The following is a 26,705-nucleotide window of genomic DNA, read 5'->3' as shown; positions in this document are numbered from 1 at the left end:
TCGAAGCTTGTCTTTGAGGAAGATTTTTTTAAGATAATACATGACCCACGAATTCAAAACACTTATTAACACAGCCTTGCATTGGCAACAAAAAGGCATAAAAATAGTCTTGGCAACGGTCGTGGCTCTGGAGGGCTCGTCTTACAGAAAGCCTGGAGTTCGTATGCTTATCAGTGACCGTGGAGAATGGCAGGGAGCTGTGAGTGGTGGTTGTGTAGAAAAAGAAGTGGCGCGTCAAGCGCAGTCTATTTTTAAGAGCCAGCAACCAAAAATAATGTCTTATGATGGCAGATTCCGCTTAGGATGCGAGGGTATTATTTATATTTTACTAGAACCTTTTTATGTGGATTCCGCTTTCGCGAAAGCGTTCTCAACCACATTACAAACTCGGGAAACTTTTCACTGTCAAAGTTATTACAGCTTTGATGCCCTTGAGCAATCCAAAAGTTTTCAAATGGGTACCATCATCGAAATGAAGGATCAAAAATTTCCTATGTTTCCTAATGCTCAAATAGACACATCCCTAGAAAGCTTTTTGCAAACGTTTTCTCCCATTTTTCAACTTTATATTTTTGGAGCAGAACACGATGCCGTCGAACTGTCAAAAATGACTAGTAATGTGGGATGGGACGTACACATCATCGCTCCGCCTGATGAGCAAAAAAGCATAGATTATTTTACAGGCGCAAGTAGTTTAAGCACTCCCACGTTTGATAACTTGGATACCTCCAGAATTGATGAAAATACCGCTGTGGTCCTAATGACACATAGTTTTAATAAAGATGTGCAATACCTGATCGCTTTGCGCGAAACGAATCCAGCATATTTCGGACTATTGGGACCTACTCATCGCAGGGAACGACTGTTTGCTGAGTTTTTAGAGCGTTTTCCAGATACCGAACCTGAGTTTATAGAGAAGGTGCACGGGCCAGCTGGAATAAATATTGGCGCTCAAAGTGCTTCAGAAATCGCCATCTCTATCATTGCTGAAATTCTGACAGTGATCCGAAATCAAAAGCCTATTTCCTTACGTGAAAAAGCAGGAACCATTCATGGATAATATGATGATATTGCTACTCGCTGCGGGTGCATCTCGCCGAATGGGTAAAACCAAACAACTCTTACCGTGGAATGAAACCTCTCTTATTGAGCATCAATTAAAAACGCTACTTACAACAGGGCTGAAAGTACATGTAGTTTTAGGTGCTTTCGCGAAAGAGATTCAACCGCAAATAGAAGATTTGCCAATTACCATAAGTATGAATCCTAATTGGGAAAAAGGAATGGGTAATTCACTTGCTTTTGGAGTGCAGCAGATTATAGAAAAGAATAAACATATAGATGGCATATTGATTGCCTTGGTCGATCAACCATTACTTACCACAGCACATTTTAAAAAGCTGATCAATACTTTTACACCTGGTCAAAATCAAATTATTTGCTCAAAGTCTGATGAGGGATGGTCAGGACCTCCCATCATCTTTGACTCCTTTTATGTTAACGAATTGATGCAACAAGACGGTGATGATGGTGCCAAAAATCTAACTAAAAAGTATACGGATGTCGTTACTTTTGTTCATCTCGGAGTCTTTATGGAAGATGCAGATACACCAGAAGCTTTAAGGGAATTAAGAAAATACTAACCTCCAATTCGAATCATACTTCTGTTGTCAGAGTGCTCTTTTGGATCATTAAACTGTTCGGGAGTGCTCAATCCGCCGCGCATGGCATGCTTGCCTAAAACGGCCTTTTGAATAATCGGTTTGATATCTTTTCCTTCCCGAAAGGGGGTAAGTAAATCACTTTCAGTTGTTGAAAAAAGACAATTTTTAAGTTGACCATTAGCGGTTAAACGTATTCTATTGCAGCTATCACAAAACGGATTGGTTACGGTACTAATAATGCCGAATTCGCCTGTGTATCCTGCAATCTTATAATTCTTAGCGGTGTCATTTGGCGCATCTGGGAGTCTTAAAATTTCCGCTTTCGCGAAAGCGGTATCCAATCGATGTAAAATGTCTTTTAAAGATACGGTCTTTTCACGGTTCCAATTGTTGCCATCAAATGGCATAAACTCAATAAACCGAACGTTGACAGGGTGGTTTTTGGTAAATTCAATAAAGTCGTTGATCTCGTTGTCGTTAATTCCCTTCATTAAGACCACATTAATTTTGATTTTAAAACCAGCATCGATCAGTTTGAAAATATTGGCATACACCTTTTCAAAATAATCCCGGAAGGTAATTTTCTTGAATTTGATAGCATCCAAAGTGTCCAGACTTAAATTGATGGTTGAAACGTGATGAGATTTCAAAATAGCTATATGCCGATCGATGTTTACACCGTTACTTGTAATAGACAAGGAAACGGGAAGCGTAGAAAGATGCGTTAGTATTTCTGGAAAATCTTTACGTATTAAAGGCTCACCACCGGTCAATCGAATTTTATTGACACCTGCATCAACAAAGAGTTTTGCTATTTCAAACAGTTCTTCTCCAGTCATTAAATGTGGTTTGGGTGTAAGTGGTACACCATCCATGGGCATACAGTAAGAACAACGCAGATTGCAACGCTCCGTAAGTGAGATACGCAGGTAATTATGTGTTCTTCCAAAAGTATCAGCGAGTATGTTTTGTGTTTGTTTCATGAATGATTGGCTCCTTTAATGATATCAAAAAGATGTAGCACCGCAGGGAAAATCGCCTGGATGGATTCTCGAGCACCAGCCGTTGAGCCTGGAACAGCAAGAACCAAAGTGTCTCCCATCATTCCGGCAACACTTCGCGATAACATGGCGTAGGCAGTACGATTTTGACCATAGCGACGTATGGTTTCTTCAATGCCAGGTATGGTCTTATCTAAAAGTGGTGTTAAGGCTTCAGGGGTTTGATCTCTCGGTGAAAGTCCCGTGCCACCAGTGTAAATAACCATTGAGGTACCCTCAGAGACTTGTGCTTTGAGATGCCTTTGAATGGTTTCTATTTCATCAGGTATAATGAAATATTCTTTTATCTCAACTTGGTGTTTTTCCAGTTCTTCTATGATTGCTTTTCCAGCTCGGTCTTCTTTCTGACCTTTAGAAATCGAATCTGAGCAGACGATGACTGCTGCCGTGAGATGGGTGTTCTTCAATTTATAATCTGATTTTCCGCCTTTTTTTGAAAGTAGTTTGATGTTATTTATTTCAATGCCTTTGTCAATAGGCTTCAGCATATCATACAGATTGAGTGCTACGACACTTGCACCATGCATCGCTTCAACTTCGACGCCTGTTTTATAAATGGTTTTGATGGTGCAAGAAATAATAATATTCAATCCATTTATTTCATAAGTAATTCCCGTAAACTCAATTGGCAACGGATGACAATCGGGGAGGATGTCGGGCGTTTTTTTGACTGCCAAAAGTCCTGCCGCCCGACTCATTTCAAAGACATTCCCTTTGGGAACTGTATGGTTTTCAATAGCTTTAATCGTTTCCTGCAAACTAACGGTAACCGTTGCTTGTGCTGTTGCGATACGGAGGGTATTACTTTTATGTGTGATATCGATCATATCTATTTATTTACTTTCCATTGATGTGTTTCGTCTTCAAAAATCTCCTTGCCAAAAATCGGTACTTTTGCCTTGATTTCATTCACTAGAAATGGGAGTGATTCAAAAACGCCATCACGGTGTCCGGAAGATACGAAGACAAAGAAACAGAGTTCTCCTACACCGACTTTTCCGATACTATGATACACATGCATACAGTGTACGGGATATTTTTCAAACACCGCTTCACGGATCTCATGGGCGACAGCATTTGCCATTTCCTGTTGTGCTGAAAACTCAATAGCGGTTACTTTTTTACCTTCAATTTCATCAGCGCGTACTTGCCCTAAAAAAATATTATGAGCGCCTATTCCTATTTTGGATTGATGATTGGCGATTGATGTTGCAATTTTTTCTGGAGGGATGGGACCTTCGATGAATATGTTTTTGATTTTTTGCTCTTTCATAATTGTTGATGTATCCAAGATTGTAATTGAGCCGCTCCTTCTTTGAGAGCAACACAATTTGTGATTTGTTGTGCTTCCAAAAGTACTATCGCTTTTTTAGCTCGAATTCCAGATTGACAGAATATAATTTTTTTATCCATTTTTGGGATGGTATCCACATTTCGCGAAAGCGTAGATAGCGGTATTTTTTTTAATTGAGAGAATTCTAAATATGGTAGTTCATCTTCCTCGCGAACGTCAATCCACACTAGATCTTCTTGGAAATGGATATCAGACAGAGAGATTGTTTCAATAAAAGTACAATCCTGAGTACTGACCAACTCGAGTTTTTTGGATCGAATGGATTGTATGATTTGTTTGTTTTTTGTGATCTCTATCGTTCGCGTATCGTTTGTTAATACATTTATATATAGTAATTTACCGCTTAATACATCTCCTATTTTCAATATGATTTTGAGTGCTTCGGTTGCTTGTAGTATTCCGATCTGTCCAGGAAGTACACCTAAAATTCCGATGTCATTGCAGTTAGGTACTTCGCCAGCTGTCGGAGGTTGAGGAAAAAGGCAACGATAGGAGGGACCGTTGTTGTAATTGAAAACCGAAACCTGACCTTCAAATTTGTATAACGAACCATAAATCATAGGTTTTTGGAGCTTCGTACAGGCGTCGTTAATAAGATAGCGAGTAGTAAAATTATCGGTACCATCCACCACAATATCATAGTCTGAAAGAAGATCTAGACAATTATTTAATTCCAGCGGAATCGGGTAAGCCTTAATTTCTACATGGCTATTTAAAGCTGCTAGTCGGCTTTTTGCGGTAAGGGCTTTGTTTTTTCCGATGTCGTTTTCGGTGTACAAAATCTGTCGTTGGAGATTGGATAGTGATACGGTATCAAAATCTACAATACCTACGGTTCCCACGCCTGCGGCAACGAGGTATTGTAATACGGGACAACCAAGACCACCAGCGCCCACCACAAGCACTTTGGCTGCAGTGAGTTTTTCCTGTCCTTCTTTGCCTACTTCGGCGAGGGTGATATGTCTTGCGTATCGCTCGTTCATCATCCGCCTGAAAATGGTGGGAAAACGTCTACTTCGGCCGCGGTGATCGGATCATTCCCAGTGATTATTTTATTGTTTTGTGCGAGCTGGTATACGCTTTCGCGAAAGCGTACATCTACTCCTTCAAGTTCTTTTCTTAAAGCTTCTGCCGTTCTAGATTTTACCGAAAGAATTTCTTTCTTTTTTTCAAAAAGATCTGTGAAGCGACCGTGATATTTGAATGTAATTTCCATGCTAAAAAAGTAATAATTTGACTGAAGCACTGATGAGGACGATGCCCAGGCAATATTCTAAAATGCGATTATTCCATTTGCGGCTCCCTAAATAACTTCCAGCTAGCCCCCCTGAAATGGCGATTACTACCATAACGCCTGAGATGGGGAGTAATGTAATACCACTACTGAACTGACCAAGCAGTCCAGAAAATGAGTTGACCCATATAAACAATGCCGAAACTGCCGCTGCTTCCTTCATATTTCCCCAATGCAAGAGTAAAATAATAGGTGTTAAAATAATCCCTCCACCGATACCGATAAGCCCTGAAAAAAATCCTACAGCGAGTCCGAGAATCAAGGCTTGTGTACATTTTATATCTTTTATGGCACTGTCTTTACGTGTTCTTTTCCAAAATATTCGACCAATGGCAAAAATCAGCAGCACGCCTAGAATCTTTTTATAAACCAATGGCTCAACCTGCATCGAGCCTCCTATAAAAGCAGTGGGAATAGAGCCGATAGCAAATGGAATGAATAGTTTTTTTCTGAAATGTCCCGCTTTGTAATAATGATAAAAGGCGATGCCTGCCACAAATAGATTAAGTAGTAGTGCAGTTTGTTTCATGGTTGTATTCGGAAAGTTAAAAAGTGCCATCAACGCAAGATACCCACTAGCTCCGCCGTGTCCAACGCTGGCATATAAGAAGGACAGCACGGGTAGTATGAAAAGGAAGATCATCAATGTGGAGGTTTCTATTTCCATAAGTCGGGATTTGCTTTTAATTGTTGTTGTAAAAGCTGTTCACTTTGTACCATTAAATCCTTAAAAAAACCAAGTAATTTTTTACCGTAGGGTGTGACTACAGCACCACCGCCACCCACACCGCCTTTTTGGAGGTGAACGACTTCGTGCTTGGCGAGTTCGTTGATTTGATTAATCAATCGCCATGTTTTCCGGTAAGAAATGCCCGTCTCCCTGGAAGCACCCGATAATGAGCCTGTCTTTTCAATAGCGGTGAGTAGTTGGACATGCCCTTTGCCCATCCACTTGGCGCCGTCTATTTCGATCCAGATTCGATTTCTAATTTGAACTTCCATAAGGCAGGATTAGAGTTTCTACGAGTTCATTCTCGGCAACTTTTTGTGTGTCTTCTGAGATATATAGCAAAGCATTCGCTTTCGCGAAACTAATAACTGTCGCCGAATTCTGCTGATCCAACATCTCTACTTTATTATTTTTAATGCGTGCTTTAAGAAAAAGGGCACGACCAAATGTATTTTCAAAAGTTTTAGAGATAGGCAATTGTACGCGTAACAAGCCAGGATTTTCTGAACCTCTCCATCGGTCAAGTAAGAGTGTGACATAGACATAAAAGCAAGTGAGCGTGGAGGCAGGGTTTCCAGGAAGGGCAAAGACGAACGTGTTTTCTTTTTTACCAAAGAATAAAGGCTTTCCAGGCTTTTGTAAGACTTTATAAAATAATTCTTCTACTTCAAGATTCTTCAATGCTTTGCCTACAAAATCATAATCACCAACGGAAATACCTCCCGAGATCAATACCATATCTGAATGGGACAAAACAGTATTTAAAACAGTTTCTGTTTCTTCCAAGGTATCTTTGGCATACACTATAGATACGTCATCAATTCCTTGCTGATAGAGTGCTGCTTTGAGGACGGCGCTGTTGCTTTCGTAGATTTGCCCTTCTTCTAGTGGTTTGCCCGTGGAGACCAATTCATTGCCAGTGATGACAATCGCAACTTTAGGGGGCTGGAATACCTGTAATTTTTCAATCCCCAGACTTTTTAGCAAACCTATGGAGGCAGGAGTGATGTAATGACCCTTGGTCAATGCTATTTTTCCTTTTTCAATTTGACTGCCGATGGGTCGTATATTTTGTCCATTTGTGGGCGTATCTTGGATCGTCAGTTGCGTGCCTAAAACCATAGACTTTTCTTGAATCACTACGGCATCTGCATGTTGCGGAACAGGTGCTCCTGTAAAAATACGCACTGCTTCGCCAGGTTGCATTCTAAGATTTGCTGAATCCCCTGCTTTTATTTCTCCAATGAGGTTGTAAAGTGTGTTTTCTTTTTCGCGAAAGCGTACAGCATAACCATCCATACTCGATTGTTTAAACGAGGGAAGGGAAATAGGGGAGTTTATGTCTTGCGCTAGGATTTGACCCAAGGCATCCTCTACTTGGAGTGATTGCTCTTTAACGGAGGGGAGCGGTTGCTTCCAGACATATTGTAAGGCTTGATTTACGGTGATCATAATAAAAGCGTTATGCACACGTGAATATAGCGAATATTTATGTTTTATTGGGATAAGGGGTATCGCTTTGGTTTATTTAGCTTCATTTTATCGAAAAAAGCTCAGTATGAGTATTGCTATATAATTATAGTATTCGTTTAGATTTAAAATCTTGACATAGATTTTAGAAAGTTATATTGATACTTTATAAAGATGAGATACCCAAAGTCAATTTTTCCGATTATGTTAGTGAAAAATTAAATTATGACTACACCTATATCTAACTTATTTTCAGAAGTTAAAGGGATTACTATATAACATTTCATCATAAAACATAAAATAGAAAGAGCCCAAGAACTTATTTTATATGACGGACTAAATCTAACTGAAATATCTTATAAATTAATTTATGGCAGTGTTGCACATTTGTCCAACCAATTCAAAAAAATAATTTACATTTTGTCACAGCTTATGGACAAAAAGAAGAAAAATCAAATCGAACTCACATTAATTCCAAATATGATTTTCATATGAAATCTTCAATTTTAATTAAATCATTACTTAAAAAATTTAAACTCTCGATTCTCGTAGTCACCGAGCGCGGCGAGGTAGTCCTAATATATAGAGATTTAGTCAAGCTTGCTTGAATTTGTAAGAGTACATTTTATATTTTCAAAGTTCCGCTTTTGGTGATCAAAAACAATCCCTTCGCGGTCATTTAAAGCTATTACAAATAGCAAAAAACCATGTAGGCTTTAAAACTTATATGGTTTTCAAATTTTAGGAATATATATAAGAGTTGAATTAATTCATTGAATTAGAGGAGTTGATTTGAATTTCGTCTCTACAAGTACCTACACCACTTTTGTAATGTAACCAAGATTTAAAATTCAAAGGAGTACTCATTACCGCGAAATTGATTAAAGTAAATTTGCTTTATGGAACATAATAAAGGTAACTTTGAGGAATAAAATTTCTTTTCTCTTTTTAATTTTTTAGGACATTATTCAATCCATTATGATAATCGTGTAAAATTTATAGCCAAAAGGAAGGGTCTAAAGAGTAGGTTAGGGTGCTTAATATTTTATAAACATTAATATTTATATATGAGTTTTTTTCTAAAAAAATAAAAATATCGCTTTTCATCGATGTTTTGTTGTTTTTCATCGATTTTATTCGTAGTTTTCGATCCGTTAAAAAAAATAAAGACTGATTTAAAAATTTTACCTATGACTATCAAACTGATTCTGCGTCCTACAATCTTATTTTTATTGCTGTTTGGGTTTGTCCAAGAAGCTTTTTCCCAAGCTAAAGAACAGGAAATTATTAGCAAAAATGTGAGGATCGATAAATACCATGATCGTGAAGAATTACTTGCGATGAACAAAGGGCAACTTCTTGATTTGTACATACAACGTATTGATGTGATCATTAAGATTTTACCAAATATTGCCTTCACAACAAAACCTGGAGTGACTATGAGCGATTTGGGTATTCCTGATACAAAAGAGCATAGAAAGGCTTTACTGGAAAATATTGAGGCAACCTCTTCTTATTTTGAAGACACCGTGGCATTTCAAAAATTAGTACTGCCGTATTCTGATAAATCGAGTTTATTGTCGGCTATTTTATTTTATGAGCAGACTTTGAAATCTTTACATACCTACAATGACTTCAACTAATAATCAGGAGTGATACCTTGTGTATCTTTTCAGGTTATTTAATTTCATAAACTATGGATGAGAATAACCTGAAAAGATACATAAAAGAGCACTGTGAGGTATAAAGAGGCATATAAAATTACAAATATGTGTAGATTGCCGATGTTATTTGGTATTTCAGCTTACATATTGTAGATTAGTTTTTTAATAGAGTTTAAAAAAGATTGAGTTTGAATAAAAAAGATGGTTGTGAAAAAAAATAATGTACTCATATTATTAATTATTTCTCTTTTCTGTACGACGGGTTCTACTTTTGCGCAACAAGAGAAGGGAATTGTTGGTCAAAATAACTGGTTGAGTTATTGGACTAAATTTCAAGCGAAGCCAGAAACGAAGCCAAAGCCTACTCAAATTCTAAGCGGGGAGATAAAAGGTGATACCGTAACCTTACGAAAAAAAGAGATTTATCTCTTGCTCGGAGATGTATTTGTTACCGATAGCACACGATTAGTTATTGAACCAGGAACACTTATTCTAGCAGATCATAAATCAAAAGCTTCTCTTATAATTACTTCAGGTTCCACTATTGACGCAAAAGGGAATCAGACAGATCCTATAGTATTTACATCATCCAAGGATGCTCCTTTAGCCGGAGATTGGGGAGGTATTTTCATACTAGGTGATGCTCCTAGTAATAAAATCAGTGAAAAGAACCTTCTTAAAAAAGGTCTTACTTCTTATACTCCAGATAATTTAATCTACGGAGGTACGAATCCCGAAAGCAATTCTGGAGTGATGGAATACGTGAGAATAGAATATGCTGGCAAACGAACAAAAGATTTTGGATTCTTTGATGCCTTGAGCCTCTATGCTGTGGGTAATCAAACGGAGATTTCTAATGTCATGATGAGTTACAGTAAAGGAAACTCCTTATATGTAGTCGGCGGTGAGATAGATTTGGAGCAGCTTGTGTCATTTAAGGCTAGACATTCAGATTATATGTTTGATTCAGGGACACAAGTTAATATTTCAAACTCTTTAGCCGTAAGATCGCCCTATGACTCTGCATCCAAAGGTGCTGCAAGTATACACGTTACAACGAATAGTAATGAAGACGAATCAAATTTTGCAAAAGTGAAAACGTCTGTTATGGCAAGTAATCTTACCCTTCTTAATTTTAGCAATAATTTAAAAAGCGCTATTGAGGTGGGATTAGTACACGAGGCTATCTATGTAGATGCAAACACTTTGTTGACAATGAATAAGAGCGTAATATCTGGATTTAATCCAGCAGTTATTTTTAACCGTGAAATTTCTCTAAATGACAAAAATTTACAACAAATTAGATTTACTAATATGTACTTTAATAGTTGTGAAGGAAACATTTTTATTGAATTTTCTCAGAACAATGAAGATCTTGAGAACTGGTATGGAAACAGTAGTTTTCAAAATGTATATTCAAAAGGAGAAGATGTTGAAACCTTCATAAGTCACAAAAACTTAAGAGATCCAGACTTTCGCTTACGTATTAATAAAATCATAGCATCAAGTAGTTCTAACTAAATAAAACAATATTATTTTCAATAAGTCATAAAGTCATAGGTTAATAAGCCTATTTGAACATTCGTCACAACTAACCATAATTCCCCCAAATCATGGCTTACATTACCCGAATCATTTTTCAGGGCATATTCCTAATATGTTTTGCCGTCAGTACTTCGCTTACCGCTACGGCTCAACTAGTTATTGGTCAGCCAGGATTAGAGTTTAGTAAAGCATGTGCTAATGAGTCATTTAATACGTTTGAGACGAACTTTGTTTTTAATCCTCCTTCTTCCTTAAACGATTCCAACCAGTTTATTGTGGAACTTTCTGATTCTAGTGGTGAATTTGTAGAGGCGGTTGAGGTATTTGTTTCAAATCCTAACCAGATTACCACCTCTCCAGCAACTATTTCCTTTTCCTTACCTACGGACGCGGCAGGAGAAAATTATAAGATTAGAATAAAGAGTACGTCCCCAGCTGCGACAAGTGCCCCTTCATCGGCTTTTCCTGCCTATTTTAAACTACACGACACTCCATTTACGATTAATGGACTTATAGATACTGGGACTTTTTGTCCAGGAATAGCTTACTTGCTTACGATCGATAATCCAGGTTTTGATGGCGCTATATCACCTCTCACTTTTGAAAACCTAAACTATAACTGGTATAAGGTTATAGACGATACAAATTCTATTTTAATCGCTCAAGGCGAAACATTGCAGGTATCTGAGGAAGGGACTTACTTTGCTGAGACAGATTATGGTAGCTGTACTTCAGAATCATTTTCTAATAGAGTTACTATTTCCCAAGCGTCTAGTGAAGAGCCAGCTAATGCAACGATCACTTCAAGTCTCGGAAATTCATTTTGTTCCAATGGTGAAGGAACAATACTTACAACGGTGACAGGTGGAAATTACCAATGGTTTAAAGATGATGAACCTATAGAAGGAGCAAATCAAAATACACTACAGACGAATGATTCTGGTAATTATGCAGTTATTGTGACAGCTGGAGATTGTGTTGCTGTAGGAAGTATCCTACTTGAAAGTCTTGCTGATCCTATAACCATCGATGTACCTGCAGTAAACTTTATTGAGATGGGAGAGTCTCTTACGGTTACTGTAGAAACTACGCTAGATGATGTTCAGTACGAATGGTATTTTAATGATGAAATCATTGAAAATGCTACAGAAAGTCAATTAATTGCTTCTCAGGCTGGTAACTATAAAGTTATTGTAACGGCGACTGGTGTGTGTGATTTTAGTATAGAACTATTTTTTGAAATCAAAATAGAAGTTAATACAGATACTATCCCTAATGTCATAAGTCCCAATGGTGATGGTCTCAATGATACTTGGATGATACCAGCAGAATATTTAAGTGGTACCGATACAGAGATAGTCATTTTTAATAGCAACGGTACTGCCGCTCTTAGTACTAGTGACTATTTAAATAATTGGCCAGACAATACTCAGGAGTTAAGCAATGCAAATCAAGTGTACTATTACATGATTACTCCTCCAAATAAAGAAGTGATAACCGGTTCCATAACAGTTGTGAGATAAAGTGAAAAAAATCGTAGCACATATAATTTTGATTATCTGTTGTACTGCTCTTTCTCAAGCTCAGGAAAGCACAGGTGCTATTGCATTGGATTTGCCGGCACGGAATTCATTAATGTTTAATAAATATATCCTTAGCCCCGCCTTAAGCTATGCAAGAGAAGATTATAGGCATATTACAATTAATAATAAACGCGAATTTTTTCAAATAGAAGATGCTCCAGAAACATATTTAGCAAGTTTTTCTGGTCGATTCTCTGAAAAAATTGGTGGAGGAGTAGGTCTGTTTCAAAGAAACTTCGGAGTATTCACTACTTTTGGAGGTATCGTAAATTTTGCATACAACGCCCAACTTGCACCAGAAAGCAATCTAACGTTTGGTCTCAATCTTTTGGTGTATAATAGTAGTATTAATATGGATAGAATAGTAACAACAGTTACAGATCCCTTGATTAATAACTTGCCTTCTAGCCTAATAACAACAATAAGTCCTGGAATAAACTATGGTGGTGGTTTTATAGATGTTGGATTAACTATAAATAATTTAGTAAGCTACGATGTGAGTACTTCACAAATATTAAAAGAGCAGACACAAAGAGGAATTCAGGGACACTTAATGTATTCAGGGTATATCGATTCTTATGGCTTTTTTGATAATAGTAAATTTTCTGTATTAGGACGTGCCGAATTTCAAGAAGAGACTTCAATTTATTCGGGTTTAGTTATGCTTAGAGTACCTAAAGGATTTTGGATACAAGGCGGTTACAACACACTTTACGGAGGCTCTGCTGGTGCTGGTTTTAATATTACTTCAAAAATTGCATTAGAATATAATTATGAAAAATCTCTAGGTAATTTCCTTGACTTAGGATCTTCACACGAGTTAACACTAGCATTCATACTTCCAACACAGGATGCTTCTAGTTTTAAACAAGAAAGAATTACAGGACTTTTAAACTTTGAAAAGAAAAGAAAAAGTTCTTATAGTAGACGTAGTCGCTTAGCGCGAAACAAAATAAAAGAGTCAGCAAAACCTGTAGAGAGTACTTTACCATCTAACGATGTCGAATCAGAAGTTGCCGAAAGTACTTCTGGGCAACAAATTAAAGAGCAAAAACAAGCTATTGTAGAAGAAAAAGCAAGTGTAGAAGCCGAAAATAAAGCAAGAATCGATGCAGAAACAGCAGCCAAGAAAGCAGACGAAGAACAAGCGCGACTTGCCGCAGCAGAACAAGCACGTTTGGAAGCCGAAGAGCAAGCAAGGTTAGAGGCTAAAGCAATTGCTAGGGAGGCAGCCGAAGAACAAGCGCGACTTGCCGCAACAGAACAAGCACGTTTAGAAGCCGAAGAGCAAGCAAGAATAGAGGCAGAAGCAATTGCTAGGGAAGCAGCCGAAGAACAAGCGCGACTTGCCGCAGCAGAACAAGCACGTTTGGAAGCCGAAGAGCAAGCAAGAATAGAGGCAGAAGCAATTGCTAGGGAAGCAGCAGCAGAGCAAGCACGACTTGCTGCATTAGAACAAGCACGTTTGGAAGCCGAAGAACAAGCAAGAATAGAGGCAGAAGCAATTGCTAAGGAAGCAGCAGCAGAGCAAGCACGACTTGCTGCATTAGAACAAGCACGTTTGGAAGCCGAAGAGCAAGCAAGAATAGAGGCAAAAGCAATTGCTAGGGAAGCAGCAGCAGAGCAAGCACGACTTGCTGCATTAGAACAAGCACGTTTAGAAGCCGAAGAACAAGCAAGAATAGAGGCAGAAGCAATTGCTAGGGAAGCAGCAGCAGAGCAAGCACGACTTGCCGCATTAGAACAAGCAGGTTTAGAAGCCGAAGAACAAGCAAGAATAGAGGCAGAAGCAATTGCTAAGGAAGCAGCCGAAGAGCAAGCGCGACTTGCAGCAACAGAAATAGAAAAAGGAGATATCGAAGAAAAAATGGATATTCCTACTCCTAATGATGAATTAGGGCGCTCACTTCAAATATTAACAACTCAAACAGAAGCATTACAAAGCTCTCAAAGTACCCTTTTGGAAAGTCTTACAATAGCCATTAATAGTAAGGATAGTGACCTTAAGGCTCTTAAGAACGAAAATGATCTTAGCGAACAAGGAATATTTGTAGAACCAAGACCTTTTAAGAGTGTTTCTCAGGAAAATGCGAAGATAGAATCACTAAAGCTAGAACTAGATGAAACTCTTAAAAAACAAAATAAAAAGATTGAAGAACTAGAAGATCTATACATCCAAAGAACTAAAAAAGTACGAGGTAATGATGAAATTAATCAATATTTCAGAGATGCGATTACATCTCTAAAAAAGCAACGTGAGGAGACGAAAAATGCGAAGGTATCGGCAATATCTCTTCTTGAAAGTATTAAGATAGCTACTCAATTTGAGCGATCAAGAAGAATTAAACGAGCTGCTTTTAATGATGAAGACGATAGGTATGAAGAAGATCAGGCAGCGCTTAATATTTTAAAGCAAAATACACCATTAAGTAGTGTACCACTTAAAGTTGAAGATTTTGACTTTGGAGAAGAAAGAAGTAATAGCATTCAAATTTTAAAAAATGTTAAGAATACTGACAATGCATATTACATAGTATTGGCAGTTCATGGCGATACTCTAAAAAGAGATGATTTTGTAAAGAAAGTTATTGCCTCTGGTTATTCGGATGTAAATTTCTTTTATGATATAAATACAAGTAATTATTATATATACTCAGATAAAACTAGTTCCCTCCAAGCAGCAAATAAGAAATTAGAGAATATGAATAATACCCCATATACATCAAGAATGTCGATTATTAAAATAGAGAATTAAAAATGTAGAACCTGAATATAATTTTTTTTAGTTAGGATTCCCCCCAAATCAAACTGATTATGAATATTGCAAATTTTTGTAGAGTATTACTACTAATAATGCTGAGCAGCATTAGTTTTCAAGCTTTCGCTCAAAATCTAGTCCCTTTTACGCCTAGATTTGACGACGATTTAAAAGGAGATATACTAACCATTGGCAACACTGTCTTAGGTCCTAGTAATGATCCGCTGAATACAGATATAGGTAACAACAGTAATGTTAATATGCTCAATATTGATATTGATAGCGATAGTTCTACATTCAATTCCTCAAGCGCAGAACTTGTTATCCCAAATCCTAATTGTTACGTAATCCGAGAAGCGACACTCTATTGGGGAGCTGTAGAGCCAGAAGATAATACTAGCGATGATACCGTTAGACAAGTAAAATTTAAAGGACCCTCAGGTGGCTATATAGACATCACTGGAGATATCATTTATAGAGATGAAAGCACAGATCTCAATTCGGCTTATCCGTATGCTTGTGTCGCAGATGTAACAGACATTGTACAATCCTACCCTTCAAATCTAGGGTATTATACAGTGGCAAATATTGCAACTAAAACAGGCGTAGGTAATAATGCTACGCCACGTAATAGAAATGGCTACACTGCTGGATGGTCTTTATTTATAGTTTATGAAGATCCTACCTTACCGAGTAAATCTATTACTAGTTTTGATGGTTTTAGTGCAATTTTTAGAGATCAAGCAGCTGTAGATATTAATATTGATGGGTTTCGCACGTTACCCTTTCCTCAACCTGTAAGAGCTAATTTAGCTTTTGCAACCTTAGAAGGTGATTTGTCACTTGGTGGTGATAGAATGAGTCTTAATGGAACTGATCTTTCAACTATAGACAGACCAGCTGGAAATTTCTTCAGAAGTCTTGTAACACAGCTTGATGCACAACCTGTTGATAACAGAATTCCAAACAGTTCTAACACTTTGGGTTTTGATACAGGGGTCATTAGTGTACCTAACCCAGGCAATAATGTGATTGCAAATGGAGATACTTCTGCTATTATGAGTCTCACCACTACTAGTGATTTCTTTTTGCAATATTTTTTCGCTTTTGCTGTAGAGATAATTGAACCAAAAATAGTTCTCACCAAATTAGTAGAAGATGAATTTGGAAATGACATTAGCGACCAAGTGGTCAATTTAGGGCAAGAACTTAATTATGTAATTTCCTTTGAAAATGTTGGGAATGATGATGGTAGAGAATTTACTATTAGAGATGTCTTACCCATAAATATAGTATTCGATTATCCTGCGGGCTTGGATTTACCAGCAGGTGTAAACCCAGTAAGTTACAACCCTACAACACGTGAACTCATACTTTCTGTTGAAGATTATTTAATTGAAGAAAATGATCCTGTTGTCGAGTTTAGAATTCAAGTTAACGTTGTTGATACTTGTAGCCATTTAGTCGAAGCGTGTTCAAATCTTATTCAAAACCAAGCTTTTGGAAGTTATATAGGAACTATTAATCCTGATTTTGTCATTACAGATGATCCTAGCGTAAGCTCAAATACGGGGTGTTTATTAGTTCCACAAGCTACTAATTTTTTAGCAGATATCGATGATTGTGAGTTTGAGGAAAATGCCATTTTATGTGGAGAAAGTACAGTCTTAACTGCAGCAGATGGATATGCCACATATTCTTGGTCAACCGACCCATCAGGTATACCAGTCATTGCAACTACCCAATCACTAACTGTTACAGAAAGTGGGACCTATTATGTTTTCAATACAGCACCTGCGCCTTGTAGATCAATTATACAAATATTCAATGTAGTAACGTATGGTGAAGATCAAACTAATCCGATCCTTCCGCAAGCAGACGAAATCGTTACTTGTCCTGATGATGGCAAGCTTTTGCCTAACATTTTTTTATGTGGGTTAAATGATTTTAGAGAACTAACAGCAGATATAACAGACTCAAATTCGATTATCTGGGAGCAACTTGATGAAACAAGCTGTCCTCCCGTAAGCGACATTGATTGTGCAAACGAAGATGGAGGATGTGTTTGGAATCAAGTAGCCACAGGTTCAGATTTTACGGTAAATACTGCTGGACAATTTAGACTGACAGTTAATTATGATGGAGGATGTTTTAACCAATTCTTTTTTAATGTATACCAAAATATACTTGACCCAACTGTCGTAGTCACAGATATTTTGTGTGATAGCCTAGGAACTATAACTGTAAATAATGTTCCTAGTAATTATGAGTTTAGTTTGGACGGTATTAATTATCAAGATAGTAATGTATTTAATGTGAGTACCGCAGGAGTTTATACTGTGTATATAAGACAAATAAATGTGCCTGTAGATGCTTGTGTTTTTACCGTGCTCGATGTGCTTGTGCGTGAGAGAGATTTTACTTTTGACGCGGGGATCATTCAACCTTTATGTCATGGAGATTTGGGAAGTATTCAAGTAGTAGCTATTGATGCAGAACCACAGTATACTTTCTCTATCTTCGAAGGGGGTGTTTTAGTGAATACTGTTGGTCCTATAATCGAGAATAATTATAATTTTGAAAACTTAGGTCCAGGTATTTACACTGCTACTGTAGAAACAGAGGACGGCTGTATAGATACTCAAGAAGTTACGATTATTGAACCGCCCCTACTCACGTTAACAGCGGACCTCATTGCTCCTTTTATAGATTGTTTGATTCAGGCCGTAGACAGTAACGGAAACCCAATATTTGATGAGGACGACAACCCAGTATATGAAGAGGCTCAAGGGGAGATAAATATGAATGCAAATGGTGGAACGCCTCCCTATGTATATTTTATAAATAGTACGACTGTTTTTCAAAGTGATCCCGTTTATTTAATAAACAGTGCAGGAACTTATAATATTACAGTTGTAGATGCAAATAATTGTGAGGCGACTACCACCTTGGAAGTTGAAGAAATTCTACCTCCAGATTTTACTGTATCTTCTACTAATATTCTATGTTCTGACTCTGGCAATAGTGGAGTTATTGAGTTTATGGTAACCAATACAAATGGAAGTAGTTTGGAATATAGTATTGATAATGGTATAAGTTATTCTAACTCTTCAGTATTTGTAAATCTTGCACCTGGAACTTATGAAACGCTTATTCGTTATACTTTTGGTCCTTCATCGTGTACCACAGACCCTCAATCTGTAATTATAGAAATTCCAGATCCTATTATAGGTAATGTATCTATTACAGAAAACTTTACTTGTACAACTGGTGCTGCTGAGATCACAGTAACCGATGTAAGTGGCGGAACACCAACATATACATATAGTATTGACGGTGTTAATTTTCAATCGGGAACTGTTTTTTCTGGATTGACAGAAGGATCATATACCATCGTCATTCAAGATGCCAATGGATGTACATTTACCACTGAGGCGGTAGTTGTATTACCATTGGATCCTCCAACAAATTTGGATTTTACAAATACGCCGATCACTTGTCCATCAAATACAAGTGATGTAACGATCACTGCAACGGGTGGTGTGAGTCCGTTGGAATTTAGAATCATTGCGCCCGTATCGGCAGTTACAGCATATCAATCGTCTAATATATTTACTGGACTATCACCAGATATCTATACTTTTGAAGTTAGAGATGCTAATGAATGTATCTACAGTGAGCAACATGTTATTGATGCTTTATCTGTAATAAGTGTAAGTGCTCAAACTCAAAATGACGTGACTTGTGTGGGTGGTTCTGATGGAGCGATTTTAGTAACCGTTTCAGGAACTACAAATTTTGAGTATAGCGTTAATGGTGCTCCTTCAATAGTTGGAACCTCTCCTATATTACTTACAGGACTTGCTGCAGGATCCTACACTATTGTCATTCAGGACTTACTAACAAATTGTCAAGCGACCAGTAACATTGAGACTATTGATGAGCCAGTAACACCTCTGCAACTTACTGCAGATGAAAATCCAATAACTTGTAATGATGGTGGAAGTGTGCTACTAGCTGCTTCTGGAGGTTGGGGAGGATACACATTCACGCTTACACAACCAGATAGCTCCATAGTAGGACCCCAATCTAATAATACGTTTACCAGCTTAAGTCTCGCAGGACTTTACACGGTAACTGTAGAAGATATTAACGGTTGTCAAGAATCGACAACTTTTAATCTAACCATCCCAGAAGATGTTGAAGCTGAGATAAGTAATGTTTCAGATTTATGTTATGATGGTACCGACGCTGCAACTATAGAAGTGACAGTGAATTCTGGAGTAGCACCTTTTGAATACAGTATGAATGGTGCACCTTTCCAATCAAGCAATGTGTTTAACAATTTAATCCCTGGTAGTTATACCATAGTAGTACGTGATGCTTATGGATGTACCGTCACTTTGCCAGCTTCAATTATAGCACCAGAGATTACTGTTTCTGCAGTATTAAGTGATAACTTGGATTGTACAGTATCTACAGATGCTGAAATAACAGTAACAGTAGGCGGAGGTACGCCACCTTTTAGCTATGAAGTTGCTGTGGATGGGAATCCTTATAGCAACCAAGGGTCGACTCCTTCTCCATTTACCTACAATACAGCAGCAGCTGGAAGTTATCAGTTTCGAATTACTGATGATGAGGGATGTACCGCAGAATCAAATGTTGTGGTTGTTAATCCTCTTTCTCCTCCCGAAATAGACCTTGTTGTGGTAGCGCAAGCAATACGATGTAATGGTGATGAAAATGGAACTATTGATGTAACTATTGATATGACCGCAGGAACACCTCCTTTTCTTATTAATGTTTTCAACACAACTTCAAGTACGGATTACGGTACCCAGACTTCGGGACTTCCTGCAGGAGATTACACCATTACATTAACAGATGGGAATGAGTGTACGGATATAGAGACAATTACTATAAGTGAACCAGATCCTATTATCGTAGACATTGAACCTTTTGATATCACATGTGAAGCAGGAGGAATTTCACTCGGTGAAATTCGCGTAAATAGCATTATAGGAGGTACAGGACTGTATGACATCTATGTTACAGGTGCAAGCGGTTATATGGATCAAGCACTAGATGTAACAGGAACCACTGCTATCAGTTTTGATGTTATTGAGTTTGGTCTTTATCAAGTAAATGTTATTGATGAAAACGGTTGTTCTTTATTGACTCAAGATATACTTATTGCATCGCCACCTAACGATTTAGATATTATAGTTAATTCTACGGTAGATTGTACAGCTGGCGGAACTACTGAGGTTTCTGTGAGTACCGTTTTAGGTAGTTCAGGACCATTTTTCTTTGCTATATATACAGATCCTGTTCCAGTATATCCTAATCCTGTTGGAGATTGGTTTCCAGAATCGTCTCCAGGAAGCGTAATATTTACAGGTCTAACCCCAGGACTTACGTATACATTTATGGTCTATGATGCCGCGACCATGTGTACGTATTTTGAAACAGCAGATATTCCTATACCAACAGATTCAACGCTATCAGTTTCTGCACCAGATATTGATAATATTACCTGTACAGGAAATGGTGACGGTGATGTATCCTTTACTGTAACCAGCATTTATGGTACCGATGTAGCTATTGATTATGAGATTTTTAATTCTCTAAATCAAATTACCACTGGAGTCTCAGGTATGGATACAGTTTCTGCTAATTCTTCAATAACCGTTTCTGATTTAGGTCCTTTAGGAGTAGGAAACTATTATGTATTGGTAAGTGAAACCTCTGGATCTAACTCAGGTTGTGGTGTCATTACGGCATCGTTTAATATCAACGAGTCACAAATACCTCTCGACTTATCTGTAAATATTGATCAAGATGCAAATTGTAATCTAGCCTCTGGTATTATTACTGCAATAGGTCAAGATGGAACTTCACCGTACCAATATCAAATTACTACAACTGCTACTGCTCCTTTGGCAACAGATCCATCCTGGGCTGATCAGAGTGTTTTTAATGTTGATGCAGGAACCTATTATGTACACGTACAAGATGCCTATGGGTGTATCGTGACGAGTCCAGCTCAAATAGTTGATATGGATCCTTCTCCAGTGGTAAACGCAGTTGTAGCAAATTCTTGTAACACACCAGAAGGTGATTTTGAAATTGATGTAACACTAACCACGGCTGGAGCTCCACCTTATAGTTTTAGTATTGATGGTGGCGCTTTTCAAGTACAAACAATTCCTTTTACGCTTTCAGGACTAAGTTCTGGAACGCATACGGTAGAAGTTCAAGATGCAAACGGATGTGGTAATTCCATATCGTTGGATATTTTAGCTCCACTTGCCCCGAGTGTACAAGTGATAGCATTGTCATCTTGTGATGACGATGATGGTGAAATCGAAGTGAATGCTAGTGGTGGCTCTGGAAATTATACGTATACAATTGCTCCAAATCCTGCTTCAGTGACACTCACTGGCAACATATTTTCTGGAGTCCCATCTGGAACGTACATCATCACAGTAGGAGATGCAGATCCATTAAGTACCTGTACAGCGACAATAGAAATAACTCTCGATGCGCCTACTCCTGTAACTTTTGAAACTGACGTAACTGATGTAAGTTGTTTTGCTGGAAACGATGGTAGTATTACAGTGACTTTATTAGCTGGAAATGACAATCCAATCTATACATACGAGATTATTGCGCCTATTATTGTACCTGCTCAAAATTCAAATATTTTCCTTGATCTTCCAGCAGACACTTATACTGTACAAGTGAACTCTGGAAGAGGTTGTTTTGAAATGGCAGACATCACTATAGATCAACCCTCTCTTTTAGAAGCTTCTGCTATAGCTACCGAATTTATGTGTGCACCAGATAATTCTGTAAATTCTTCAATGGTAACTATTACAGGGTCTGGAGGTACCGCTCCATATTCATATAGTATAGATGGAACTAATTACTCCACTACAAATACATTTACAATTTTAGATACGGGTAGTGTTCAAACAATTGATGTATTTGTTACCGATGCTAATGGTTGTACAGGATCAAATACGGTAACTATTAATCCTTTACCTACAATTACAGCCGCAGCAATAGCAACAATCAATCCGATCGATTGTAATGGCACTGGTGAGGTAACAATAGATGTAACTGGAGGTTCTGGAAACTTTAACTACCAGTTGCTTCCTGATGGAACACCTCAAACATCAAATACTTTTGCTCTAGCTAATCCAGGAACCTATTTCTTTCAGGTAAATGACTTGGATACGAATTGTTATTTCTTAACAGACCCATTTGTGATAGATCCTTTTGATACTATTGAGGCAACAATAAGCACTATTCAGGACATTGATTGTTTTGAAAATACTATTGGTCAGATGGAACTTACGGTAAGTGGCTATACAGGCGATTATGAGTATCAAGTATTAGATAGTACAGGTACACCGGTCGGCCCAATACAAACCTCTAATACGAGCAATAATCCGCAACTCATTACTGGATTAGAGGCAGGCAATTATACAATAAGTGTCACAGCTACTGAAAGTCCATTTTGTGTTGCAACTTCAAATACTGAAAATATAGCAACCCCTATCGAGGCCTTATCCTTGAGTGCTTCAGAAAGCTTCAATGTAACTTGTACGAATGATCAAGGAATTATAACAGCAATTGGTTCTGGAGGAACACCACCTTATGAGTATGAACTTGATGGAGCGAGCACTGTACCTTTTTCAAGTAATGGAACATTTGAAAACTTAAGCGCTGGTTCTTATGATGTAACTGTACGTGATGCAAATGGATGTCTACATAGTGAAACTATATTATTAGAAGTTCCTGACCTTATAGATGCAACTTTTGTTCCAAGTACTACTCAAGTTACTTGTTTTGGAGATCAGTCAGCCTCTATTACTATTACTAACGTTACTGGAGGTCAAGGAGCTGATTACAATTACACACTTAATCGAATTTTTCCTAACCCAAGTACATTTGGTCCTCAAACTTCCAATACGTTCACAAATTTAGGTGCAGGTCTGTATTCCGTTACGATTCAAGATCCTTATAGTTGTGAACTTATTTCTGATGATATTACCATTACCGAACCAGATCAAATTCAAGCAAGTCTTGTTTTAAATACAGCTCAGACATGCGCTACTGAAGCAACACTTACATTAACAGCATCTGGTGGTATAGCGCCTTACACTTATAGTGAAACTAGTGATTTCAGTAATCCTTTAGGAACCTTTACAAGCAGCGTTAGCTTTACTGTACCTGTAGGTTCGTATCAATACTACATAAGAGATGCAAATGGTTGTATCGATGGTGTTTTTAATGAGATAACAATAGATCCTTTACTACCCTTAGAAGTTAATTTTGATTCTTTGAATCCAGCTATAAATTGTGTTGGTGATAGCACTGGTAGTATAATTGCAACAGCTCAAGGAGGAGTAGGGGATTATATATATACGTTACAGGATAGTACAGGTGCTACCATTCCAATAAGTCAAAATCCACCTGGCACTTTTGAAGGACTTTCAGCTGGTATTTATATAGTACTTGTAGAAAGTGGAGATTGCGAAGCGATTTCTGAAACTATAGAAATTACTGAGCCTGAAAACGGACTGGATGCTACATTAGATATTACCGAAATAACCTGTAGAGGTGCAAATGATGGGATACTAGAAATCTCCACAACTGGAGGAACTGGAATGATTCAATATGCCATTTCGCCTAATTTAGATCAATTTTTTGACATTAATGTCTTTGAAAATTTAGAACCTGGAGATTATGTTGTAATTGTTCAAGATGAATTAGGGTGTTTCTTAACCCTAGAATTTACATTGATCGATCCAGAAGCAGTTATACTTGGCATCGTCGCAGATTCTATATTTCCAGAACAGTGTTCAGGAGAACAAGACGGTTCATTTAGTGTAGACATTTCAGGAGGATCACTTCCGTATTCTGTAAGTCTTGACAATGAAAATGGTCCTTACACTACAGGAGAAGCTTTGCAAACTGTATTTACATTTACTAATCTCTCGGGAGGGGATCACATAGTTTATATTCGAGATAATCAGGGATGTGAATCTGTTTGGAATATATCGTTTCCAGAATCTGTAACCCTTAATCCATTAGTTGACGTTGAATATTTATGTATTGATAATCTTCCAAGTAATGTCGTTACCGTAACGGTAGATGACAGTATAACAGATCTAACACTTTTGGAATACTCGCTAAATGGAGGTCCTTATCAAAGCAGTAATGTGTTTACAGATATTCCTTTTAGCGTGGCAAATTATATTTTGGTTAGACATGCTAATGGATGTATCCAGAGCACAGATTTCTTTGATATTGATCTGATCAATCCTTTATCACTTTTTGTTGTAGAGGGGAATTATAATGAAATCATAGCGACTGCAACAGGAGGTTTTGGTAATTATGAGTATACATTTAATGATATATCCACAGGTAGTGAGAACGTATTTATTATTTCTGAAACAGGTACGTATCGGGTGACGGTAACTGATCAAGCTGGATGTATTGCTGAAGCAGAAATTTTTATTGAATTTGTTGATGTATGTATCCCAAATTATTTTACCCCGAATAATGATGGAGTAGCAGATACCTGGGCCCCAGGATGCGTAGACAACTATCCGAACCTTAAAACTAAAATATTTGATCGTTATGGACGTGTGGTTGCATTTATACGCCCTGGCTACACTTGGAATGGAGAATATGATGGCAAAGAACTGCCTTCTGGTGATTACTGGTATGTAGTAACCCTGGGTCTTTCAGAGAATGATCGACAATTTGTTGGTCACTTTACGCTGTATAGATAATACCGAAGCAACTTAAAAACTTAACCTATGAAAACATTAATAAAATACATCCTTTATGTGCTATTTCTGTGTAGTACTACGCAAGGTTTTACTCAGGAACTTAATTTACCTGTTTTTAGTCAATACCTAGCAGATAGTAATTTTGTAGTAGCACCTACCTTTGCGGGTATAGGTGATAATTTTCGTATACGTCTCAATGCACTCACACAATGGGTAGGTATTGCTAATGCGCCAGATAACCAAGCTCTTTATGCAGATTTGCGTTTTGCGGATCGATCTGGTTTAGGCGTGTCATTATACAACGATAGAAATGGAAATACGCGTCAACAAGGATTTAAAATATCATACGCACACCATCTCACGCTTGATTATAAGACACAACAGTATCTTTCTTTTGGCTTATCAGTAAATACAAATAGTTTTAGTATTGACATACAAAATTTTTCACCTACCATAGATATGCCTTTTATAGATCCATTTGTTACAGATAATCGTGCTGTAACAAATCTAAACTTTGATGTAGGAGCGTTGTATCGTTTTAGAGAGATTTTTCTTAGTGTAAATGCCAATAACATTCTCCCAAAGGATATTGACAAGTTTTCTGGTTTTGAACCTAATTTGTTATTCAACTTACAAGTTTATTCAGGCTATACCTATAAAACTAATAATTACTCACAGTGGGAGCCGTCTATATTTTATCAACGATATATGAGTGACGGGAGATCGAGCACAGATATTAATCTAAAGTACCGTAAGTATAATAGAAGAAATGATTATTACTGGGCGGGAGCTACCTATCGTTTCCTTAATGATCAAGTTGGAAATCCATTAGGGATAGGTCCAATGGTAGGTGTAAAAAGGTCAATTTTCTTCGTGTCGTATGCCTATCAAATTACACTTAATGACTTCATAACGTTAAATTCTGGAACACATTCTATTACAATAGGTTTTGACTTTCTTCAAGGCAGAGGTAGTTGTCCTTGTACAGCGACTAATGAAGGGGCTAGAACTTGGGCATATTAGAATAATACAGATCATTTCATAGCGAAGTTAACTAACTTATAACTTGGTAATTATTTTATATCATTTTAAGTTTTCCGTATGGAGAACCTTACGGCATATTAGGTATTCTTTCGCTTAAAGCGAAAAACTACAAGGAGTTTCCTCCGTCGCTCCTCCATGCCTAAAGTTCACGCTTTGTCGTTTCCAAGGCTTCAAAATTTTTTAACGGAAATTGCCACCGCCTCATCTCGCCCAGAACTTACATTCTGTCGTATACTAGAGAAAAAGAAGAAAAGGTATGTCGAACTCACGTTAATTTTAGTATAAGATATCTTTCTAAAATAAAGGTGTCGATACAAAGGGTTATATATTCTTCAAAAGTGTATCCGTTATTTTCTAGATAACACCTTCGTATTTTATATTCAAAATAGAATCTTCAAATTAGTTGATCTAATTCCTTTGAATAAAACTCAAGAGTTTTGCCCTTAGGACATATTTTAGAACACTTATTCTGTTGTAGTAGAATAGTTGTCTAACGAGTTAGTTTGGAGCTGCTGTGGCGTCCTAAAACACTATATGAGTTTAAGAGGATACTTTTAATGGATTGCTCTACGTTCGATTTTCAAATCTTTACCTAAATATGATCACTAATAATGATAGCATTAAGTCAATAAAATTTAGCAAAAATAATGAGGCCGTCTAAAAACAATTTAGGCGGTCTTTTATATTTTGAAGATTTTGGTTCTTTCAGTTTTTAACTCAGTTATT

At 37.4% G+C, this 26,705-nt stretch carries 16 protein-coding genes and 1 pseudogene; 9 read left to right on the top strand and 8 right to left on the bottom strand.

Going from position 1 to position 26,705, the window contains the following annotated elements; genetic code table 11:
* The first annotated feature begins 40 nt into the window (after nucleotides 1-40).
* Both Q0505_RS10140 and Q0505_RS10135 read left to right on the top strand, forming a co-directional pair.
* Nucleotides 41-1,060 carry an XdhC/CoxI family protein gene (locus Q0505_RS10140; RefSeq protein ID WP_299212382.1) on the top strand — a complete coding sequence of 340 codons (1,020 nt, stop codon included), beginning with the start codon at nucleotides 41-43 and terminating at the stop codon, nucleotides 1,058-1,060.
* A complete protein-coding gene (locus tag Q0505_RS10135) occupies nucleotides 1,053-1,643 on the top strand; it encodes a nucleotidyltransferase family protein (protein WP_299212379.1) in 591 nt (196 codons plus the stop codon). The genes Q0505_RS10140 and Q0505_RS10135 overlap by 8 nt, the downstream gene beginning before the upstream one ends.
* Here Q0505_RS10135 and moaA read toward each other — a convergent pair.
* From moaA to glp, 8 genes are read right to left on the bottom strand one after another with little or no spacing between them, the layout of a single operon-like run.
* Nucleotides 1,640-2,647, bottom strand: a complete 1,008-nt coding sequence (gene moaA, locus Q0505_RS10130; RefSeq protein ID WP_299212375.1) for a GTP 3',8-cyclase MoaA — start codon at nucleotides 2,645-2,647, stop codon at nucleotides 1,640-1,642. The genes Q0505_RS10135 and moaA overlap by 4 nt on opposite strands.
* Nucleotides 2,644-3,552, bottom strand: a complete 909-nt coding sequence (gene moaCB, locus Q0505_RS10125; protein ID WP_299212372.1) for a bifunctional molybdenum cofactor biosynthesis protein MoaC/MoaB — start codon at nucleotides 3,550-3,552, stop codon at nucleotides 2,644-2,646. Before moaCB ends, moaA begins: the two co-directional genes overlap by 4 nt.
* A 2-nt stretch (nucleotides 3,553-3,554) precedes the next feature.
* Nucleotides 3,555-3,998 (bottom strand): molybdenum cofactor biosynthesis protein MoaE, encoded by a 444-nt coding sequence (locus Q0505_RS10120; protein ID WP_299212370.1) that lies wholly within the window; start codon nucleotides 3,996-3,998, stop codon nucleotides 3,555-3,557.
* Nucleotides 3,995-5,065 (bottom strand): HesA/MoeB/ThiF family protein, encoded by a 1,071-nt coding sequence (locus Q0505_RS10115; RefSeq protein ID WP_299212367.1) that lies wholly within the window; start codon nucleotides 5,063-5,065, stop codon nucleotides 3,995-3,997. Before Q0505_RS10115 ends, Q0505_RS10120 begins: the two co-directional genes overlap by 4 nt.
* The gene (locus Q0505_RS10110; protein ID WP_299212363.1) at nucleotides 5,062-5,295 is read right to left on the bottom strand and encodes a hypothetical protein; all 234 of its coding nucleotides are present in this window, start codon (nucleotides 5,293-5,295) and stop codon (nucleotides 5,062-5,064) included. Before Q0505_RS10110 ends, Q0505_RS10115 begins: the two co-directional genes overlap by 4 nt.
* A 1-nt stretch (nucleotide 5,296) precedes the next feature.
* Nucleotides 5,297-6,040 carry a sulfite exporter TauE/SafE family protein gene (locus tag Q0505_RS10105; RefSeq protein ID WP_299212360.1) on the bottom strand — a complete coding sequence of 248 codons (744 nt, stop codon included), beginning with the start codon at nucleotides 6,038-6,040 and terminating at the stop codon, nucleotides 5,297-5,299.
* Nucleotides 6,031-6,375 carry a LysR family transcriptional regulator gene (locus Q0505_RS10100; protein ID WP_299212357.1) on the bottom strand — a complete coding sequence of 115 codons (345 nt, stop codon included), beginning with the start codon at nucleotides 6,373-6,375 and terminating at the stop codon, nucleotides 6,031-6,033. The genes Q0505_RS10105 and Q0505_RS10100 overlap by 10 nt, the downstream gene beginning before the upstream one ends.
* Nucleotides 6,359-7,555 (bottom strand): gephyrin-like molybdotransferase Glp, encoded by a 1,197-nt coding sequence (gene glp, locus Q0505_RS10095; RefSeq protein ID WP_299212354.1) that lies wholly within the window; start codon nucleotides 7,553-7,555, stop codon nucleotides 6,359-6,361. The genes Q0505_RS10100 and glp overlap by 17 nt, the downstream gene beginning before the upstream one ends.
* A gap of 170 nt (nucleotides 7,556-7,725) precedes the next feature.
* Between glp and Q0505_RS10090 the strand changes: the two are divergent.
* The 7 genes and pseudogenes from Q0505_RS10090 to Q0505_RS10060 form a co-directional block, all read left to right on the top strand.
* Nucleotides 7,726-7,984: pseudogene (locus Q0505_RS10090) on the top strand (AraC family transcriptional regulator); the annotation flags it as partial.
* Nucleotides 7,985-8,763: 779 nt separating this feature from the next.
* A complete protein-coding gene (locus Q0505_RS10085) occupies nucleotides 8,764-9,216 on the top strand; it encodes a hypothetical protein (protein ID WP_299212351.1) in 453 nt (150 codons plus the stop codon).
* A 228-nt stretch (nucleotides 9,217-9,444) separates the two neighbouring features.
* Nucleotides 9,445-10,758 carry a hypothetical protein gene (locus Q0505_RS10080; protein WP_299212348.1) on the top strand — a complete coding sequence of 438 codons (1,314 nt, stop codon included), beginning with the start codon at nucleotides 9,445-9,447 and terminating at the stop codon, nucleotides 10,756-10,758.
* A 92-nt stretch (nucleotides 10,759-10,850) separates the two neighbouring features.
* Nucleotides 10,851-12,305 (top strand): gliding motility-associated C-terminal domain-containing protein, encoded by a 1,455-nt coding sequence (locus Q0505_RS10075; RefSeq protein ID WP_299212345.1) that lies wholly within the window; start codon nucleotides 10,851-10,853, stop codon nucleotides 12,303-12,305.
* A gap of 1 nt (nucleotide 12,306) precedes the next feature.
* Nucleotides 12,307-15,120 carry a PorP/SprF family type IX secretion system membrane protein gene (locus Q0505_RS10070; RefSeq protein WP_299212342.1) on the top strand — a complete coding sequence of 938 codons (2,814 nt, stop codon included), beginning with the start codon at nucleotides 12,307-12,309 and terminating at the stop codon, nucleotides 15,118-15,120.
* Between the two features lie 59 nt (nucleotides 15,121-15,179).
* Nucleotides 15,180-24,935, top strand: coding sequence for a T9SS type B sorting domain-containing protein (locus Q0505_RS10065; protein ID WP_299212339.1), 9,756 nt, complete (start codon nucleotides 15,180-15,182; stop codon nucleotides 24,933-24,935).
* Nucleotides 24,936-24,962: 27 nt separating this feature from the next.
* Nucleotides 24,963-25,958, top strand: coding sequence for a type IX secretion system membrane protein PorP/SprF (locus Q0505_RS10060; RefSeq protein WP_299212336.1), 996 nt, complete (start codon nucleotides 24,963-24,965; stop codon nucleotides 25,956-25,958).
* Nucleotides 25,959-26,705 lie beyond the last annotated feature (747 nt).

The sequence above is a fragment of the uncultured Dokdonia sp. genome (genome assembly GCF_937910895.1).
In the GTDB taxonomy this organism is placed as follows: domain Bacteria; phylum Bacteroidota; class Bacteroidia; order Flavobacteriales; family Flavobacteriaceae; genus Dokdonia.
This window is presented reverse-complemented; position numbering and strand designations above follow the sequence as displayed.

Excerpts from the sequence above, each read along its gene's own strand:
- Q0505_RS10140 (WP_299212382.1), top strand. The coding sequence starts at position 41 with ATGACCCACGAATTCAAAACACTTATTAACACAGCCTTGCATTGGCAA.
- Q0505_RS10135 (WP_299212379.1), top strand. The coding sequence starts at position 1,053 with ATGGATAATATGATGATATTGCTACTCGCTGCGGGTGCATCTCGCCGA.
- moaA (WP_299212375.1), bottom strand. The coding sequence starts at position 2,647 with ATGAAACAAACACAAAACATACTCGCTGATACTTTTGGAAGAACACAT.
- moaCB (WP_299212372.1), bottom strand. The coding sequence starts at position 3,552 with ATGATCGATATCACACATAAAAGTAATACCCTCCGTATCGCAACAGCA.
- Q0505_RS10120 (WP_299212370.1), bottom strand. The coding sequence starts at position 3,998 with ATGAAAGAGCAAAAAATCAAAAACATATTCATCGAAGGTCCCATCCCT.
- Q0505_RS10115 (WP_299212367.1), bottom strand. The coding sequence starts at position 5,065 with ATGATGAACGAGCGATACGCAAGACATATCACCCTCGCCGAAGTAGGC.
- Q0505_RS10110 (WP_299212363.1), bottom strand. The coding sequence starts at position 5,295 with ATGGAAATTACATTCAAATATCACGGTCGCTTCACAGATCTTTTTGAA.
- Q0505_RS10105 (WP_299212360.1), bottom strand. The coding sequence starts at position 6,040 with ATGGAAATAGAAACCTCCACATTGATGATCTTCCTTTTCATACTACCC.
- Q0505_RS10100 (WP_299212357.1), bottom strand. The coding sequence starts at position 6,375 with ATGGAAGTTCAAATTAGAAATCGAATCTGGATCGAAATAGACGGCGCC.
- glp (WP_299212354.1), bottom strand. The coding sequence starts at position 7,555 with ATGATCACCGTAAATCAAGCCTTACAATATGTCTGGAAGCAACCGCTC.
- Q0505_RS10085 (WP_299212351.1), top strand. The coding sequence starts at position 8,764 with ATGACTATCAAACTGATTCTGCGTCCTACAATCTTATTTTTATTGCTG.
- Q0505_RS10075 (WP_299212345.1), top strand. The coding sequence starts at position 10,851 with ATGGCTTACATTACCCGAATCATTTTTCAGGGCATATTCCTAATATGT.
- Q0505_RS10065 (WP_299212339.1), top strand. The coding sequence starts at position 15,180 with ATGAATATTGCAAATTTTTGTAGAGTATTACTACTAATAATGCTGAGC.
- Q0505_RS10060 (WP_299212336.1), top strand. The coding sequence starts at position 24,963 with ATGAAAACATTAATAAAATACATCCTTTATGTGCTATTTCTGTGTAGT.